The sequence below is a fragment of the Pseudomonas putida group bacterium ESBL64 genome (assembly GCF_045277175.1).
GTDB classification, from domain to species: domain Bacteria; phylum Pseudomonadota; class Gammaproteobacteria; order Pseudomonadales; family Pseudomonadaceae; genus Aquipseudomonas; species Aquipseudomonas alloputida.
Map to the genome: position 1 here is coordinate 3,195,396 of NZ_CP145799.1, position 16,492 is coordinate 3,211,887.

Consider the following 16,492-nt stretch of genomic DNA (forward strand, 5'->3'; position numbering starts at 1 on the left):
AGCCGCCGCATGATCACCGCTCATCTTCCTTCCAGGGCGCCTGCAAATACCGTGTGCGGTTGAAGGTTTCCAGCCACTCGGGGCAAAACACCACCAGCGCACTGATCACCATGCCGTTGATGAACGCCTCGGGGAACATCATCAGCCACAGGTAGCCCACAAAGTCGCTGAGCCACTCCGGCAGGGCAAAACGCCCGTCCAGCCACAACACCCCTAGCGCTGCGGGGACGCAAATCAGCACGGTCAGCGCTGCCGGGAAGAACCCCGAACAGAAGATATAAACGAACAGGTTTCGCGGCTGGGCGCGCTCGACCACTATCGCGCACACCTCGGTAATCAGCACCGGCAAACCAATCAGCAACAAGCCGTTCACCCCCAACGCCGCCAGGTCTTGTCGCCCAAGCGCCAGCAAGCCAAGCTGGGCCATGAAGCCACCCAGCACCGCCAGCGGCCAGTCCAGCAACAGGGTAACCGCCGTCATGCCAATAAAGTGGTACGACACCCCGGTATCAAAGTCGCGCCGCACCAGCCACAGCGCAAACAGGCAGAACACCGTGCCAAACAGCAAATGCTGGCGGCGCCGGTCGGTAAACAGTTCAACCCAGCGAACCCGGCTCACCGCCCAGATCAACAACGGCACATAACCCAGCCAGCCAAGGGTAAGGGTGGTGCCGGATAACACCTGCGCGCTGATCACCTGAACAATACCCTTTGCGGCCATGTGGATAAAACCGAGTCTACACCCATTCTCCCATTCCTTCGGCTGCGGTAGGCTGACGCTTCCGTTCGATGCAGGAAGCATTGGTCATGCTGGAAGGAACCAACCCCGCCCTGCTACTGGCAGCGGCACTCAACGCCATCATCGGTGTAATTCACCTGGCCATCATCGCCGTGGGGCCGCGTTGGTACCGTTTGTTCGGGGCCGGTGAGCGCATGGCGGTGGCCGCCGAAAAGGGCCACTGCTACCCGGCGCTGATCACCGCCGCCATCGCCTGCGTGTTGCTGGCCTGGTCGGCCTATGCGCTGTCGGCTGCCGGGGCGATCGGGCGGCTGCCCTTGCTGCTGCCAGTCATTTGCCTGATCACCCTGGTGTACTTGCTACGCGGCCTGCTGGGGCCAGGATTGCTGGCGGGCACCGGGCGTTCGCAGCGTTTTATCGTGGTCAGTTCGCTGATCTGCCTGGGCTTTGGCGTGGTGCATCTGGTCGGGCTGGTGCAGCAGTGGCCGGTGCTGGGCTGATTTTCACGCTTAAACAGCATCTTACCGTCATCGATTAGCGGCTAAGCTTGTCTGCATGGATGACTCAGACTACCTGCGCCTGCTTACCATCCAGGCCGAACAAGCCAATGCCTTTCTCTCCAACGCCCGTAAGTGGGAGCGGGAGCGTTGGGTGTGCCAGCGCCTGTTGCAGGGGCTGAACATTCCCTACCGCAGCGAGGACTTCACCCCGGCGGGGCAGGAGCCACCAGACGTGCTGTTCCGCGACGCCGCCTTCGAGGTGTTTTTCGTGCTCGACGAGGGCCGCCGGCTGAACGATGAATGGCGCGAGGAGCTGCAGCGGCGGCGCAGTGCGTTTTCCCTGGCGCAGCTGGTACGCCGCGAAGCACGCCCACGGCGCATCAGTGCCACCGAACTGCTGGGGCGCCTGGCGCCCACCTTGCGCAAGAAGGCGCACAACTACCGGGAACGCGGGCTGGAGCTGAACGAGCTGGACATCATCGCGTTCTCCAGCCTCAAGCGCGAAGTGCTCGACCTCAACACCCACTTCCCGCCGCCTACCGAATACCTGCGCCAAGGCTGGCGCTCGCTGTCGCTGGTCGGGCCAACCTTTGCCCGGGTACTGTTTGCCCACCCCGATGCGCCGGATTTCCTGCGCGGCAACCTGGGCCGCAGCATCGTCTTCGACGTAGGCATCAGTCTTTGATCCAGTGCAGCGACTGTTTGCGATGGCGTACACTCGGCGCCAGGGATAGAAAGCATTATCATTTGTTTCAAGCGCCTGCGCGAACGCTGTAGCGTTTGCGCAGTCACAAACGTCTACCTGACGAGGCCCACCATGACCAGTCGCCTGAACCCGGAAGATCAGCGTCGTGTCGATGAGTATCTGCGAGCCCCCCAGCACCAAGTCGAGCGCAGGCCCTTCCGGCCGTGGCTGCTCCTTGTGCTGGTGCTGGCCGTGACCATCGGGTTGGGTCTCATCAGCCGCCTGCTGAGTGGACTGGTGCTATGAGCTGCTTCGCGCTCGCCCTCCCCTCGCGCAGTTTGCGGCCGGCCCCCAGGGCCACGAATTCCGTAAACCTTATGAGATATTCCCATGACTCATCGCATCGTGATTGTCGGCGGCGGCGCCGGCGGCCTGGAACTGGCGACCCGCCTGGGTAAAAGCCTGGGCAAGCGCAAGCAGGCCGAAATCACCTTGGTGGACACCAACCTCACGCACATCTGGAAGCCACTGCTGCACGAAGTGGCCGCCGGCTCGCTGAACTCCTCGGAAGACGAACTGAACTACGTGGCTCAGGCCAAGTGGAACCACTTCAATTTCCAGCTGGGGCGCATGAGCGGCCTGGACCGTGAAGGCAAGCAGATTCAACTGGCTGCCACCCTCGACGAAGAGGGCCGCGAGCTGCTGCCTGCGCGCACCCTGGGCTACGACACCCTGGTGATTGCCGTGGGCTCCAACACCAACGACTTCGGCACCCTGGGCGCAGCGCAGCACTGCCTGTTCCTGGATACCCGCAAGCAGGCAGAGCGTTTCCACCAGCAACTGCTGAACCACTACCTGCGAGCCCACGCCGGCGACGTGGCCAGCGAGAAAATCAGCGTGGCCATTGTCGGCGCCGGTGCCACCGGTGTAGAGCTGGCGGCCGAGCTGCACCACGCTGCCCACGAGCTGGCGGCCTATGGCCTGGACCGCATCCAGCCCAAGGACATGCACATCACCCTTATCGAGGCGGGCCCGCGCGTTCTGCCGGCGCTGCCGGAGCGCATCAGCGTACCGGTTCACAAAACCCTGGAAAAACTCGGGGTGAAGGTGATGACCAACGCCGCAGTCAGTGAAGTGACCGAGGACGGCCTGAAAACCAAGGACGGTGAAGTGATCCAGGCCAGCCTGAAAGTGTGGGCAGCCGGTATCCGAGCGCCAGGTTTCCTCAAGGACATCGATGGCCTGGAAACCAACCGCATCAACCAGCTGGTCGTGCGCCCTACCCTGCAAACCACCCGCGACGACAACATCTTCGCCTTCGGTGACTGCGCCGCCTGCCCGCAACCTGGCAGCGACCGTAACGTGCCGCCGCGCGCACAGGCGGCGCACCAGCAGGCTTCGATGCTGGCGCAAAGCCTGAAGGCGCGCCTGGAGAACAAGGCCCTGCCGACTTACGAGTACAAGGACTATGGCTCGCTGGTGTCGCTGTCGCGCTTCTCGGCGGTGGGCAACCTGATGGGTAACCTGATGGGCAGCGTGAAGCTGGAAGGCTGGCTGGCGCGGATGTTCTATGTGTCGCTGTACCGCATGCACCAGATGGCGCTGTACGGGTTCTTCCGCACGGCGTTGATGATGCTGGGCAGCAAGATTGGCCGGGGTACCGAGCCGCGCCTGAAGCTGCACTAACAGGCGCCCGCATGCCCTGTAGGCGCGGGTTTACCTGTGAATGCGATGGTGGTTGCACTGCCGCATTCGCGGGTGAACCCGCTCCTACAAAGGGGGCGGTGTGGCAAATAGATGCAGGTGGGATTTGCACCGATGGGCGCATTTTTCGAGGCAAAAGAAAAAGGGCATCTCATGCGAGATGCCCTTTGTTCATGGTGGGTCGTGTAGGATTCGAACCTACGACCAATTGGTTAAAAGCCAACTGCTCTACCAACTGAGCTAACGACCCAAAAATGGTCGGGGTGAGGGGATTCGAACTCCTGACATCCTGCTCCCAAAGCAGGCGCGCTACCGGACTGCGCTACACCCCGAGTGTTTCAAAAAAAAGGGCATCTCTTTGAGATGCCCTTTTCTACATGGTGGGTCGTGTAGGATTCGAACCTACGACCAATTGGTTAAAAGCCAACTGCTCTACCAACTGAGCTAACGACCCGGAAAATGGTCGGGGTGAGGGGATTCGAACTCCTGACATCCTGCTCCCAAAGCAGGCGCGCTACCGGACTGCGCTACACCCCGAGATTGGCTCCGCGACCTGGACTCGAACCAGGGACCCAATGATTAACAGTCATTTGCTCTACCGACTGAGCTATCGCGGAACTGAACTTCGGTACAACTCCGAAGACTGTGTTCGCTTCGGACTCTTTAGCTTCTTCGCTTTCGCGTTGTCGCTGCTGAGGCCGGCTATTCTACATTCTTCGTTTTGCTTGTCAACCACTTTTTTTCATTCAACTTACTGATTTGTAAGTTGTTTTGCGATCACTGATGTTGCTGGTGATTCGCTTAGTGCCTGACAACGCGGCGTATATTAGGGGCACTCTAAATTTGATGCAAGCAAAAATTTCAAAAATTTCAGGCGGTTATCCAAGATTGGCGCAAAGGCCCGAAATAGCTGGGCTGTGCCGGCCCTTTCACGGCTAAACCCGCGCCTACGAGGGGCTGCATAGCCTGCAAAAATCTGCGCAGGGTTGGCCGCGAAGGGGCCGGCATGGGCAACAGGCAGAAAAAAGCCCCGCAAACGCGGGGCTCATGGTGCAACACAATCAGCCGAAGACGATTTCGTCGCCTTCCACCTTGGCGGTGATCGCCGTACCGGGCAGGAACTTGCCGGCCAGAATCAGCTGCGCCAGCGGGTTCTCGATCCAGCGCTGGATCGCCCGCTTCAGCGGCCGTGCGCCGTACACCGGGTCGTAACCCACGGCAATCAGCTTGTCCAACGCCTCTGGGCTCAGGCTCAGCGACAGTTCGCGCTCCAGCAGGCGGCTGCGCAGGCGGCCGAGTTGGATTTCGGTAATACCGGCAATCTGCTCGCGGCCCAATGGCTCGAACACCACCACTTCGTCGATGCGGTTGATGAACTCCGGACGGAAGTGCGCCCCCACCGCATCCATCACTGCCGCACGCTGTGCCTCGCGGTCACCCACCAGTTCCTGAATCTGCGCCGAGCCCAGGTTGGAGGTCATCACGATCACGGTGTTGCGGAAGTCCACGGTGCGCCCGTGGCTGTCAGTCAGGCGGCCGTCTTCCAGCACCTGCAGCAGCACGTTAAACACATCCGGGTGGGCTTTTTCCACCTCGTCCAGCAGCACCACCGAGTAAGGCTTGCGCCGCACGGCCTCGGTCAGGTAACCGCCCTCTTCATACCCTACATAGCCTGGCGGTGCACCGATCAGGCGCGCTACGGAGTGCTTCTCCATGAATTCGGACATGTCGATGCGCACCATCGCCTCTTCGGTGTCGAACAGGAACTCGGCCAGCGCCTTGCACAGTTCGGTCTTGCCCACACCGGTCGGGCCGAGGAACAGGAACGAACCACTTGGCCGGTTCGGGTCGGACAGGCCGGCACGCGAGCGGCGCACGGCGTTGGCTACGGCGGTTACCGCCTCGCTCTGGCCAATCACGCGCTGGTGCAGCAGCTCTTCCATCTTCAGCAGCTTCTCACGCTCGCCTTCGAGCATCTTGGCCACAGGAATGCCGGTCCACTTCGACACCACTTCGGCAATTTCTTCCTCGGTGACCTTGTTGCGCAGCAACTGGTTTTCGGTCTTGCCGTGCTGGTCGACCATCTGCAGGCTGCGCTCCAGGTCCGGGATCACCCCGTACTGCAGTTCGGCCATGCGGTTCAGGTCGCCTTTGCGACGGGCGGCTTCCAGCTCCTGGCGAGACTGCTCGATCTTTTGCTGGATCTGCGCCGAGCCCTGCACTTCAGCTTTCTCCGAAGCCCAGATTTCTTCCAGGTCGGAATACTCACGCTCCAGCCGCTCGATTTCCTCGGTCAGCTTCTCTAGGCGCTTTTTCGCCGCTTCGTCTTCTTCTTTCTTCAGCGCCTGCGACTCCACCTTCAGCTGGATCAGGCGGCGATCAAGGCGGTCGAGCACTTCCGGCTTGGAGTCAATCTCCATGCGGATGCGGCTGGCCGCTTCGTCGATCAGGTCAATGGCCTTGTCCGGCAGCTGGCGGTCGGTAATGTAGCGGTGGCTGAGCTTGGCCGCAGCGATGATTGCACCGTCGGTGATGGCCACCTTGTGGTGCACTTCATAGCGCTCTTTCAGGCCACGCAGGATGGCGATGGTGTCTTCCTCGCTCGGCTCCTCGACCAGCACCTTCTGGAAACGGCGCTCCAGGGCGGCGTCCTTTTCGATGAACTGGCGGTACTCGTTCAGCGTGGTGGCACCTACGCAATGCAGCTCGCCGCGGGCCAGAGCCGGCTTGAGCATGTTGCCGGCGTCCATGGCACCCTCGCCTTTGCCGGCGCCGACCATGGTGTGCAGTTCGTCGATGAACAGGATGATCTGGCCTTCCTGCTTGGACAGTTCGTTCAGCAGGCTTTTCAAGCGCTCTTCGAACTCACCGCGGTACTTGGCACCGGCAATCAGCGCGCCCATGTCCAGCGCCAGCAGCCGCTTGCCTTTGAGGCCGTCGGGCACTTCACCATTGATGATGCGCTGGGCCAGGCCTTCGGCGATGGCGGTTTTACCCACGCCAGGCTCACCGATCAGCACCGGGTTGTTCTTGGTACGGCGTTGCAGCACCTGCACGGTACGGCGGATTTCATCGTCACGGCCAATGACCGGGTCCAGTTTGCCCTCTTCGGCACGCTTGGTCAGGTCGACGGTGTATTTGTCCAGCGCCTGGCGCGATTCCTCGGCGTTGGCGTCATTCACTGCCGCGCCGCCACGCAGGTTGTTGATGGCATTTTCCAGCGCTTTCTTGCTCACGCCTTGGCTCAGCAGCAGCTTGCCGAGCTTGCTGTTTTCGTCCATGGCGGCCAACAGCACAAGCTCGCTGGAAATGAACTGGTCGCCCTTCTGCTGTGCCAGGCGGTCTGCCTGGTTAAGCAGGCGTGCCAAGTCCTGCGACATGTTCACGTCGCCGGTAGGGTTCTGTATTTTTGGCAGTTGGTCGAGCTCTTTCACCAGCCCCTGGCGCAGGCCATTGATGTCGAAGCCTACCTGCATCAGCAGCGGCTTGATGGAGCCGCCCTGCTGTTCGAGCAGCGCCTGTAACAGGTGCACGGGCTCGATGGCAGGGTGGTCCATGCCAACGGCCAAAGACTGGGCATCGGATATTGCAAGTTGCAGCTTGCTGGTTAAACGGTCTATTCGCATGGTGTACCTTCCTTTAAAGGGCAGGTCGGAGCGATGGACAGCGCCTGTTTATAAAGAAACCTGCCTGAGATGCCTTTATAGATAAGGCTGATTCTGGAAGATTCAAGCGTAGCGGGGTTGACCAAAGTCAACCTGTTGGATTAATGGGGGCCATTCGCGGGCATACTCGCCCCCACAGGTACACCACCGGTTTCAACGTTTGCGGAATCTCTGTGGGAGCGGGCGTGCCGGCGAAGAGGCCGGTACAGGCTAGCGCGGGTCCAGCCAGACCAACGATGCAAAACGCCCACCCTGCGGGGTACGGCGATAGGAGAAGAACCGCGCATCACTGACCGTGCACAAACCACCGCCATAAACAGCAGTCACGCCACGGGCAGCCAGGCGAATACGCGCCAGCTCATAGATATCCGCCAACAGCTTGCCTGGCCGTTCGCCGTCGACGAATGCCCGAGCTGCTTGCGGGTGCACGGCGGTAAAGGCATCACGCACTTCCAGCCCCACTTCGAACGCTTGCGGACCGATGGCAGGCCCCAACCACACCAGCACCTCTGCTGGCGGCAGCGCCAGCCGGTCCAGCGTGGCTTCCAGCACGCCACCCGCCAGCCCGCGCCAGCCCGCATGTGCCGCCGCCACGCGGGTGCCGGCACGGTCGCAGAACAGCGCAGGCAGGCAATCGGCGGTCATCACGGTGCAGGCAATGCCAAGCTGGTGGGTCCAGCTGGCATCGGCCTCGGCGACCACCGCCGGGTCGGCATCCGCCACCACCCGCCCATGCACCTGCTTGAGCCAGGCCGGTTGGATGGTGAACTGTTCGCTCAGGCGGCGGCGGTTCTCGGCGACCGCGGCAGGGTCATCCCCAACATGGTCGCCGAGGTTGAAGGTTTCGTAAGGCGGCAAGCTGATGCCGCCCTGACGGGTGGTGACACAGGCGCGCACCGAGGCCGGGGCCGGCCAGTCGGGGAACAGCAACGCCTGCGTCAGGTCACTCATCCGATGAAGCTCTCGCGGTCCTGGTTCAGCAGCGACAGCAACCAGACGAAGTCATCCGGCAGTGGCGATTCCCACTTCATGACTTCACCGGTAATCGGGTGGGCCAAGGCAAGGAAACGCGCATGCAGCGCCTGGCGCGGGAAGGTCTTGACCGCCTCGACCATGGTCGGGCTGGCAGCGGGCGGAATACGGAAGCGCCCGCCGTACGTCTGGTCGCCAACCAGCGGGAAACCCACGTGGGCCATGTGCACGCGAATCTGGTGGGTACGGCCGGTTTCCAGCTTGACCCGCACATGGGTGTGCGAGCGGAAGCGCTTGAGTACGCGGTAGTGGCTGACCGCCGGCTTGCCGCCGTCGGTTACAGCCATGCGCTGGCGCATGCCGCCGTGACGGCCGATGGGCGCGTCGATCTTGCCACCGGCAGTCACCACGCCAATCACGATGCACTCGTAGATGCGGCTGACCTTGCGGGCCTGCATCTGCTCGACCAGCTTGGTCTGCGCCTGCAGGGTCTTGGCCACCACCATCAGGCCGGTGGTGTCCTTGTCCAGGCGGTGCACGATACCGGCGCGCGGTACATTGACGATGTCTGGCACATGGTGCAGCAGCGCGTTGAGCAGGGTGCCGCTGGCATGCCCGGCCGCCGGGTGCACAACCAGCCCGGCAGGCTTGTTGATCACCAGGATGTGGTCGTCTTCGTAGACGATATCCAGTTCGATATCTTCTGCGATCCACTCGCCCTGGGCCTCTTGTTCGGCCTCCAGGGCAAGCAGAGAGCCACCATGAACAAGGTCTCGAGGGCGCACGACTGCACCATCGACCGTCAGGCGGCCCTCTTTGATCCACGAAGTTAGCCGCGAACGCGAGTACTCGGCGAACAATTGGGCGGCGACCTGGTCGAGGCGTTGGCCGCCCAGTTCGGACGGTACCTCTGCGCTAAGTTGAATGATCTCGGACATGCTCGATTCGGCGGGCGCACAGCCTTTGGTTTCGGCTGCGAGCTTGTGGTTAAATACGGCTTCTTTTGTCCCGGGGTTGGCCGGGGCGCTCATCATAACAGGACGGCACCGCCCAAGACAGCGGCCGTCAAAGGGACGCAAGCCGCCATGCGAGTGAAACACCTGCTGCTGATCGCCATCCTCGGGCTTACCGCGGCCTGTTCCTCTAATAAAGAGGTCATTGACGAGAACCTCAGCGAGGCCGAACTGTACCAGCAGGCCCAGGCTGATCTGGACAACTCCAGCTACACCAGCGCCGTGAACAAGCTCAAGGCCCTGGAGTCGCGCTACCCGTTCGGCCGCTATGCCGATCAGGCGCAGCTCGAGCTGATCTACGCCAACTACAAGAATTCTGAGCCCGAGGCCGCCAAGTCGGCCGCCGAGCGCTTTATCCGCCTGCACCCGCAGCACCCGAACGTCGATTACGCCTACTACCTCAAGGGCCTGACCTCGTTCGACCAGGACCGTGGCCTGCTGGCGCGCTTCCTGCCGCTGGACATGACCAAACGCGACCCGGGTGCCGCCCGCGACTCGTACAACGAGTTCGCCCAGCTGACCAGCCGCTTCCCCAACAGCCGCTACGCGCCAGACGCCAAGCAGCGCATGATCTACCTGCGCAACCTGCTGGCTTCGTACGAAATCCACGTGGCCGACTACTACCTGAGCCGCCAGGCTTATGTAGCGGCTGCCAACCGTGGCCGCTACGTGGTCGAAAACTTCCAGGAAACCCCGTCCGTCGGTGACGGCCTGGCGGTGATGGTCGAGTCGTACCAGAAGCTGCACCTGGACGAACTGGCCGCCACGAGCCTGGAAACCCTCAAGCTCAACTACCCGGACCACCCGAGCCTGGTCGATGGCGAGTTCCAGCCCAAGCAGACCGAGTCTGACGGCCGCGGTTGGCTGTCCAAGGCCACCTTGGGCCTGATCGAAACCGATACCCCGCTGCCGCCAGGCGAAACCCGCGCCAACCAGGACGTGGTCAAGCAGTTCCAGGACGCGCGCGACGAGATGCCGCGAGAGCTGCTGCCTAAAGACGAGAACGGCGACCCGATCGTGCCGGAAGGCCCGAAAGAAGCCGAGAAAGACCGTTCCTGGTTCAGCTACATGACCTTTGGTCTGTTCGACTGACCTTCAGCGGTGAATGAAAGGGAGGCCTTGGGCCTCCCTTTTTTATTGGCCGCGTCCTAGACTGTTGGCTTCTTCAATCAACAAGCTGGACACCATGGTTCGCCTACTTTTCTGGATCGCCCTGATCGCCGCCGCGTTCTGGCTGTGGCGCAAGTTCAAAGTCAGCCAGCAGTCGCACCCCGAGGCGAAGCTGGATGCGCCGCTGAAGATGGTGCGCTGTGCCCATTGCGGCGTGCACCTGCCCAACGACCGGGCGCTGCAGCAGGGCAATGAGTGGTATTGCAGCCAGGCCCACCTGCAGCAGGGCCCTGGCCACCAAGGCTGAACACGATGTCTGTTCAATCCTGAAACCAATTCGAAATCTGTGGGAGCGGGCTTGCCCGCGAAGCAGGCACCACGGTGTATGGCACCGGCTTCGCCGGTGTTCGCGGGCACGCCCGCTCCCACAGTTTTTATCTGCAATTTCGTGTTCCACATATCCCTCCCCGACCCTTTCACACCATTTACGACCCCTCCCCCAGCACCAGCATTGACCCGCCCGGCCAAAATTCGCTAAATCCTATTTATCCGCATAAATATGAAAAATAGCGAAATGCTCAAACCCAAACGCAAGCGCCAGAAGCTGTCCGATGTGATCGTCGAATCAGTCAAGCGCTCGATCGTCACCGAAGCGCTGCACCCCGGCGACCGCCTGCCCACCGAGCGTGAGCTGATGGAGCATTTCGAATGTTCCAAGGGCACCGCCCGCGAAGCGCTCAAGGCGCTCGAAGTCGAAGGCCTGGTCAGCACCCGCACCGGCCCGACCGGGGGCGCCTACCTGAACGAAGTGGGCACCGAGCCAGCCAGCCGCGCGCTGCGCAACTACCTGCATTTCCAGCACCTGGACGGCGAACAGGTGTACCAGCTGCGCAAAGTCATCGAGGTAGAACTGGCGGTGTCGGTGATGGGCAAGCTGAGCGAGGCCGATTATGCCGCGCTGCAGGCCAACATCGACTTCTGCAGCGCGCCGGAAGACAGCGAAGAAGGCCAGCGTGAGCAGCGCTTGGCGGAGCTTGAATTCCACACCCTGCTGGCCGACCGCTGCCCCAACCCGTTGCTGCGTTTCATGGCGGTGTTCCTCAACGACCTGCTGCGCGACCTGGTGGTGCTGAAAAAGGCCTACCTGCCCAAGCGCCAGCAGTTCGCCGCCGCCAACATCGACTACCACAAGCAACTGCTGACCGCCTTGCGCGCCAGCGACGAACCCGCCGTACGCCGGCTGATGCACGAACACATGTGCGACGCCGAGCACCATATGACCGCGCTGGAAGGCGAGGTTGCCCGTAACTTCCTGCTGGAGTTCGATCACCACCACTGATGCGCCTGTAAAGAGGCCTGCACACAGGCCCGGCCGTACCCGCTTTGTCATTGCCACTCCTGCCTAATAACCACAAACAAGGAGTTACTCATGCAAAGACGTACCCTGCTCAAGGCAGGCCTTGCCCTGGGTGCCTTAGGTAGCCTCCCCTTGGGGGCACACCGGGCATTCGCCGACCAACCGCTGACCTTCTATGGGCTCAAGTCCATGTCGGGCGCCTTCGCCAGCTACGGCAAGTACGCCGACATGGGCTCGCGCCTGGCCATCGCCGAGCACCCGCAGTTGCTCGGCCACCCGCTCAAGTACAAAGTCATCGACACCGAAGGCAACGCCGGCAAGGCGGTGCGCAAGGTGCAGGAAGCCATCGGCCAGGATGGCGCACGCTTCTTCCAGGGGTGCACCCTGTCGTCATCGGCACTGGCGGTGTCCAAGGAAATCCACAAAGCCGGCGGCGTGTTCATGACACCTGTGGGCGCCGATGAAATCACCGGCAAGGACTGCAATGCCTCAACCTTCCGCTGGTCGGTGCCCACCTATGGTGCCATCCGCGAAACCCTGGTACCGATGAGCCGCCAGCTGCCCCAGGCCAAGCGCTGGTACACCATCACCCCGCAATACGTATTCGGCGATGCCCTGCTGGACAACGCCCGCAAAGTGTTCGCCGAGCTCGGCGTGGAACACATCGGCAACAGCTACCACTCGCTGCAGGAGCAGGAATTTTCCGGCTACCTGACCAACGCCATCGCCGCCAAGCCCGACGTGCTGGTGCTGCTCAACTTCGGTAGCCAGGCCTCCAACGCCCTGCGCCAGGCGGTCAACTTCGGCATCAAGGACCGCATGAAAGTGCTGATGGTGTGGTCTGCCGGCCTCGACCAGTTCCAGGAGCTGGGCAGCGACGTGCTCGAGGGCGTGTACCTGGGTGCGCAGTACTGGCACCAGGTCGACACCCCGCTGAACAAACAGTTGGTCGCCGCCACCCGCAAGGCCTATGGCATCAACCCCAACTACCCGCTGGCCGCCGACTACATCGGCACCAAGGTGATGCTCGAGGCCATCGTCAAGGCCGGCAGCCTGGACGGGGCCGCCGTGTCTGCGGCATTGCAGGGCATGCGCTTCCAGGGCCCGACCGGCGAAGAACTGATCCGCCCGGGTGACCACCAGGTGCTCAAGGATTACTACCTGCTGCGCGGCAAGCCCCAGGGGCAGATGCGCGACGAGGACGACCTGGCCGAAGTCATCAGTTCGGGCCGCTCGTTCGTCGAGGTCGATCACACCGGTTGCGCCCTGGCCTGAAGCTGCGGCGTTAGTCACAAACACTTGTACAGGCAGCCGCCCGGCGCGCTGTCGAGGGCACGCTCATGCTCGATTTGTACCTGTTCCAACTGCTCAACGGCCTGGGCCTGGGGATGATCTACTTCCTCATCGCCGTGGGCCTGACGATCATTTTCGGCCTGCTCAACTTCGTTAACTTCGCCCACGGCGCGTTTTTCTTGCTGGGCGCCTACCTGTGCTACACCGCCGTGGCCGTCACCGGCAACTTCTGGCTCGCGCTGCTGATTGCGCCACTGGTGGTGGCCGCGCTGGCCTGGGCGGTCGAGCGCCTGTTGATCAAACGCATCTACCACCTGCCGCACACCTTCCAGATCCTCGTCACCCTCGGCATCGCGCTGATCATCCAGGAAGCGTCGGTGCTGATCTGGGGCCCGGTGGGCAAGAACATTGCCGTGCCACCTGAACTGCGCGGGGTGCTGATACTCGGCGACTTCATCTACCCCTACTACCGCTTGTTCCTGATCGGCTTCGCAGCGCTGATCGGTATTGGCCTGTGGCTGCTGCTGGAACGCACCCGTTTCGGCGCACTGGTGCGGGCCGGTAGCGAAAGCACCGAAACCGTGTCGCTGTTGGGCACCAACATTTTTCGCCTGTTCTCCCTGACATTCGCCCTGGGCGTGGGCCTGGCAGGTGTGGCGGGTGTGCTGTTTGCGCCGCTACGGGGCGCCCAGCCCTTCGTCGGCCCGGAAATCCTCGGCATTGCCTTCGTGGTGGTGGTGATTGGCGGCATGGGGTCGTTCGGCGGGGCGCTGGTTGGCGGCCTGCTGGTGGGTGTGGTGCAAAGCATGATGACCAGTCTCTGGCCGCAAGGCGCCAGCCTGATGATCTATGGCGCCATGGCAGCAGTGATTCTGGTCCGTCCCTACGGCCTGTTCGGGAGAGCCTGAGATGAGCGAGAAAAACCCATTGCCAGTCGCCAAGGGCCGCGCCCCGGCGCTGCTGTCGCTGGTAGTTGCCAGCCTGGTGGCGCTGCCGCTGTTGCTGCCCTCAGCCACCCTGGCCACCGAGATCCTGATCTTTGCCATGGCCGCACTGGCCTGCAACCTGCTGCTCGGCTACACCGGACTGCTGTCGTTCGGCCAGGGCATCTTCTTTGGCGTGGGCGCCTATGGCGCAGCGCTGCTGATGATCCACCTGCAGTGGGGCATGTTCGCCGCGCTGCTTGGCGCAGCTGTGTTCGGCGCCGTCCTCGCGCTGCTGGTGGGCGCACTGGCGATCCGTCGCACGGGCATCTACTTCGTCATGCTGACCCTGGCCTTCAGCCAGATGGCCTACTTCCTGGCCTATACCCTCAGCGGCTGGACCGGCGGTGACAACGGCCTGCTTGATGTGCCACGGCCGAATATCGAAATCGCCGGCCATGTGCTGGTCGACCTGGCCGATCCGCGGCACTTCTATGTGTTCGTCGCGGTGCTGTTCCTGTTGATCTTCGCCGCAGCCCTGCGGGTGATCCGTTCGCCATTCGGCAGCACCCTGCTGGCTATCCGTGAGAACGAGACCCGCGCCGCCGCCATCGGCTACGACACCCGCCATTTCAAGATTCTGGTGTTCATGCTGTCGGGCGCCATCACCGGCATCGCCGGGGCGCTCTACGCCATGCTGCTGCACTTTGCGCCGCTGTCGAACATCGACCTGATGATGAGCGAGAACATCCTGATCATGACCATCGTCGGCGGCACCGGCTCACTGTTCGGCTCGCTGCTGGGGGCCGGTGCCATCGTGCTGCTGGGCGATGTGCTGTCGGAGCTGTGGCCACGCTGGCTGATGCTGCTGGGGGTGATCCTGATTCTGGTGGTGGTGTTCATGCGTGGCGGCCTGTGGGGCGGCCTGACCGAACTGGGCAAGCGCCTGCTGGCCACCCGCAATGCCGATGACAAACCCCAGGCCAAGACCAAGGAGACCCTGTGATGAGCGACTACCTCCTGGAAACCCGCGACCTGGAGCTGGCCTACGGGCCGTTCAAGGCGGTCGCGGGCGTTGACCTCAAAGTGCGAGCCGGCACCATCCACACCATTATCGGCCCCAACGGCGCCGGCAAGACCAGCCTGTTCCACTGCCTGACCGGCGAACGTCAGGCCACTGCCGGCAAGATCCTGTTCAATGGCCAGGACATCATTCGCAAGCCGTCCCACGGGCGGGTGGCACTTGGCATGGCGCGTTCGTTTCAGCTCACCAGCCTGTTCCAGAACCTTTCCGTGCGCGAGAACCTGCGCCTGGCCGCCCAAGGCCGTGATGGCCTGGGCGCGCTGAACTTCTGGCGCAGCGTCGAGCACAAGCGCAGCCACTGGAACACCGCCGACCAGGTGCTGGAGCGCCTGAAACTGAGCGCCCGTGCCGAAACACTGGCGGGCGAGCTGTCGCACGGCCAGCAAAGGGTGCTGGAAGTGGGCATGTCGATCTGCGCCAAGCCCACCCTGCTGATGCTCGACGAACCCACTTCGGGCATGGGCATCGACGACATCCCGGTGATGACCGACCTGATCAGCGACCTTGGCCGCGACCATACCGTGCTACTGATCGAGCACAACATGAGCATTGTCATGTCGATCAGCCAGCGCATCACGGTGATGAGTCACGGCCAGATCCTGGTCGAGGGTACCCCTGAACAGGTGCGCAACGACGAGCGCGTACGCACCGCCTACCTTGGAGAGGCCGCCTGATGCTCAACGTCGATTCGATCCATTCCTACTACGACAAGAGCCATGTGCTTGAAGGTGTCTCGCTCAAGGTTGAGGCTGGCGAACTGGTAACGCTGCTGGGGCGCAACGGCGCAGGCAAGACCACCACCTTGCGCAGCATCCTCGGCATCGTCCGCCCACGGCAGGGGCAGATCAGCTTCAACGGCCAGCAGTTGGTCGGACGCGAAATTTTCGATATCGCCCGCCTCGGCATTGCCCTGGTGCCGGAGCACCGCGGCATTTTCCGCCAGCTCAGCGTGGAGGAGAACCTGAAGATTGCCGTGCGCAAGACCAGCCGCTGGCAGCTGGAGGACGTGTACAGCATGTTCCCGCGCCTGAAGGAGCGTCGCCGCAACGGTGGCTTTGCCCTGTCCGGTGGTGAGCAACAGATGCTCGCTATCGCCCGCGCCCTGCTCAACGGCCCCAGGCTGCTGATCCTCGACGAGCCCACCGAAGGCCTGGCCCCGGTGATTGTCGATGAACTGGTGAAGATATTGCGGCGGATCAAGGACGAAGGCCTTTCGATCCTGCTGGTAGAGCAGAACCTGATGGTCTGCGATGCCCTTGCTGATCGCCACTATGTGCTGGAGCAGGGCCGCGTCGCTTACCAAGGCAGTGCAGCTCAGTTCCGCGAGGACCCGAGCATCAAGAACCGTTACCTGGCCCTTAGCGCCTGATCAGCAGAGAAGCACGCCCGCAAAGACCTCTGGCCTGTGGATGACCTGTAGGAGCGGGCTTGCCCGCGAAGAGGCCAG

The 16,492-nt window shown here is 62.4% G+C and carries 16 protein-coding genes and 5 tRNA genes; 12 read left to right on the forward strand and 9 right to left on the reverse strand.

Going from position 1 to position 16,492, the window contains the following annotated elements; all coding sequences use genetic code 11:
• Positions 1 to 13 precede the first annotated feature (13 nt).
• The gene (locus V6093_RS14560) at positions 14 to 721 is read right to left on the reverse strand and encodes an energy-coupling factor ABC transporter permease (RefSeq protein ID WP_014859437.1); all 708 of its coding nucleotides are present in this window, start codon (positions 719 to 721) and stop codon (positions 14 to 16) included.
• A gap of 86 nt (positions 722 to 807) precedes the next feature.
• On the opposite strand from V6093_RS14560, the gene V6093_RS14565 reads away from it, so the two are divergent.
• The 4 genes from V6093_RS14565 to V6093_RS14580 all read left to right on the forward strand — a co-directional run bounded on the left by V6093_RS14565 (position 808) and on the right by V6093_RS14580 (position 3,610).
• Complete coding sequence (locus V6093_RS14565; RefSeq protein ID WP_014859438.1) at positions 808 to 1,239, forward strand: hypothetical protein; 432 nt, start codon at positions 808 to 810, stop codon at positions 1,237 to 1,239.
• A 55-nt stretch (positions 1,240 to 1,294) separates the two neighbouring features.
• Positions 1,295 to 1,924, forward strand: coding sequence for a DUF1780 domain-containing protein (locus V6093_RS14570; RefSeq protein WP_003247546.1), 630 nt, complete (start codon positions 1,295 to 1,297; stop codon positions 1,922 to 1,924).
• Positions 1,925 to 2,056: 132 nt separating this feature from the next.
• On the forward strand, positions 2,057 to 2,230 hold the full coding sequence (locus V6093_RS14575) for a DUF3094 domain-containing protein (protein WP_008091951.1): 174 nt from the start codon (positions 2,057 to 2,059) through the stop codon (positions 2,228 to 2,230).
• A gap of 84 nt (positions 2,231 to 2,314) precedes the next feature.
• A complete protein-coding gene (locus tag V6093_RS14580; protein ID WP_003247549.1) occupies positions 2,315 to 3,610 on the forward strand; it encodes an NAD(P)/FAD-dependent oxidoreductase in 1,296 nt (431 codons plus the stop codon).
• A gap of 192 nt (positions 3,611 to 3,802) precedes the next feature.
• On the opposite strand, the gene V6093_RS14585 is transcribed toward V6093_RS14580, so the two are convergent.
• The 8 genes from V6093_RS14585 to rluD all read right to left on the reverse strand — a co-directional run bounded on the left by V6093_RS14585 (position 3,803) and on the right by rluD (position 9,203).
• Positions 3,803 to 3,878, reverse strand: a tRNA-Lys gene (locus V6093_RS14585).
• 5 nt (positions 3,879 to 3,883) lie between these two features.
• A tRNA-Pro gene (locus V6093_RS14590) sits at positions 3,884 to 3,960 on the reverse strand.
• Positions 3,961 to 4,006: 46 nt separating this feature from the next.
• A tRNA-Lys gene (locus V6093_RS14595) sits at positions 4,007 to 4,082 on the reverse strand.
• A gap of 6 nt (positions 4,083 to 4,088) precedes the next feature.
• Positions 4,089 to 4,165 (reverse strand) — tRNA-Pro (locus tag V6093_RS14600).
• 4 nt (positions 4,166 to 4,169) lie between these two features.
• Positions 4,170 to 4,245: transfer RNA gene (locus tag V6093_RS14605), tRNA-Asn, on the reverse strand.
• Positions 4,246 to 4,689: 444 nt separating this feature from the next.
• Entirely contained in the window at positions 4,690 to 7,254 is a 2,565-nt protein-coding gene (gene clpB / locus V6093_RS14610; protein ID WP_003247550.1) for an ATP-dependent chaperone ClpB, read from the reverse strand.
• Between the two features lie 249 nt (positions 7,255 to 7,503).
• On the reverse strand, positions 7,504 to 8,244 hold the full coding sequence (pgeF, locus tag V6093_RS14615; RefSeq protein WP_265980257.1) for a peptidoglycan editing factor PgeF: 741 nt from the start codon (positions 8,242 to 8,244) through the stop codon (positions 7,504 to 7,506).
• A complete protein-coding gene (gene rluD, locus V6093_RS14620) occupies positions 8,241 to 9,203 on the reverse strand; it encodes a 23S rRNA pseudouridine(1911/1915/1917) synthase RluD (protein ID WP_003247554.1) in 963 nt (320 codons plus the stop codon). Before rluD ends, pgeF begins: the two co-directional genes overlap by 4 nt.
• A gap of 147 nt (positions 9,204 to 9,350) precedes the next feature.
• On the opposite strand from rluD, the gene V6093_RS14625 reads away from it, so the two are divergent.
• The 8 genes from V6093_RS14625 to V6093_RS14660 all read left to right on the forward strand — a co-directional run bounded on the left by V6093_RS14625 (position 9,351) and on the right by V6093_RS14660 (position 16,414).
• Positions 9,351 to 10,370, forward strand: coding sequence for an outer membrane protein assembly factor BamD (locus tag V6093_RS14625; RefSeq protein WP_004577276.1), 1,020 nt, complete (start codon positions 9,351 to 9,353; stop codon positions 10,368 to 10,370).
• 94 nt (positions 10,371 to 10,464) lie between these two features.
• Positions 10,465 to 10,695, forward strand: coding sequence for a PP0621 family protein (locus V6093_RS14630; RefSeq protein ID WP_014755231.1), 231 nt, complete (start codon positions 10,465 to 10,467; stop codon positions 10,693 to 10,695).
• Positions 10,696 to 10,962: 267 nt separating this feature from the next.
• Positions 10,963 to 11,727 carry a FadR/GntR family transcriptional regulator gene (locus V6093_RS14635; protein WP_003247561.1) on the forward strand — a complete coding sequence of 255 codons (765 nt, stop codon included), beginning with the start codon at positions 10,963 to 10,965 and terminating at the stop codon, positions 11,725 to 11,727.
• A 90-nt stretch (positions 11,728 to 11,817) separates the two neighbouring features.
• On the forward strand, positions 11,818 to 13,020 hold the full coding sequence (locus tag V6093_RS14640) for an ABC transporter substrate-binding protein (RefSeq protein ID WP_003247562.1): 1,203 nt from the start codon (positions 11,818 to 11,820) through the stop codon (positions 13,018 to 13,020).
• A 65-nt stretch (positions 13,021 to 13,085) separates the two neighbouring features.
• Complete coding sequence (locus V6093_RS14645; RefSeq protein WP_003247565.1) at positions 13,086 to 13,946, forward strand: branched-chain amino acid ABC transporter permease; 861 nt, start codon at positions 13,086 to 13,088, stop codon at positions 13,944 to 13,946.
• Position 13,947: 1 nt separating this feature from the next.
• Complete coding sequence (locus V6093_RS14650; protein WP_047605139.1) at positions 13,948 to 14,967, forward strand: branched-chain amino acid ABC transporter permease; 1,020 nt, start codon at positions 13,948 to 13,950, stop codon at positions 14,965 to 14,967.
• A complete protein-coding gene (locus tag V6093_RS14655; RefSeq protein ID WP_003247568.1) occupies positions 14,967 to 15,719 on the forward strand; it encodes an ABC transporter ATP-binding protein in 753 nt (250 codons plus the stop codon). The genes V6093_RS14650 and V6093_RS14655 overlap by 1 nt, the downstream gene beginning before the upstream one ends.
• Positions 15,719 to 16,414 carry an ABC transporter ATP-binding protein gene (locus V6093_RS14660; protein WP_010951881.1) on the forward strand — a complete coding sequence of 232 codons (696 nt, stop codon included), beginning with the start codon at positions 15,719 to 15,721 and terminating at the stop codon, positions 16,412 to 16,414. Before V6093_RS14655 ends, V6093_RS14660 begins: the two co-directional genes overlap by 1 nt.
• Positions 16,415 to 16,492 lie beyond the last annotated feature (78 nt).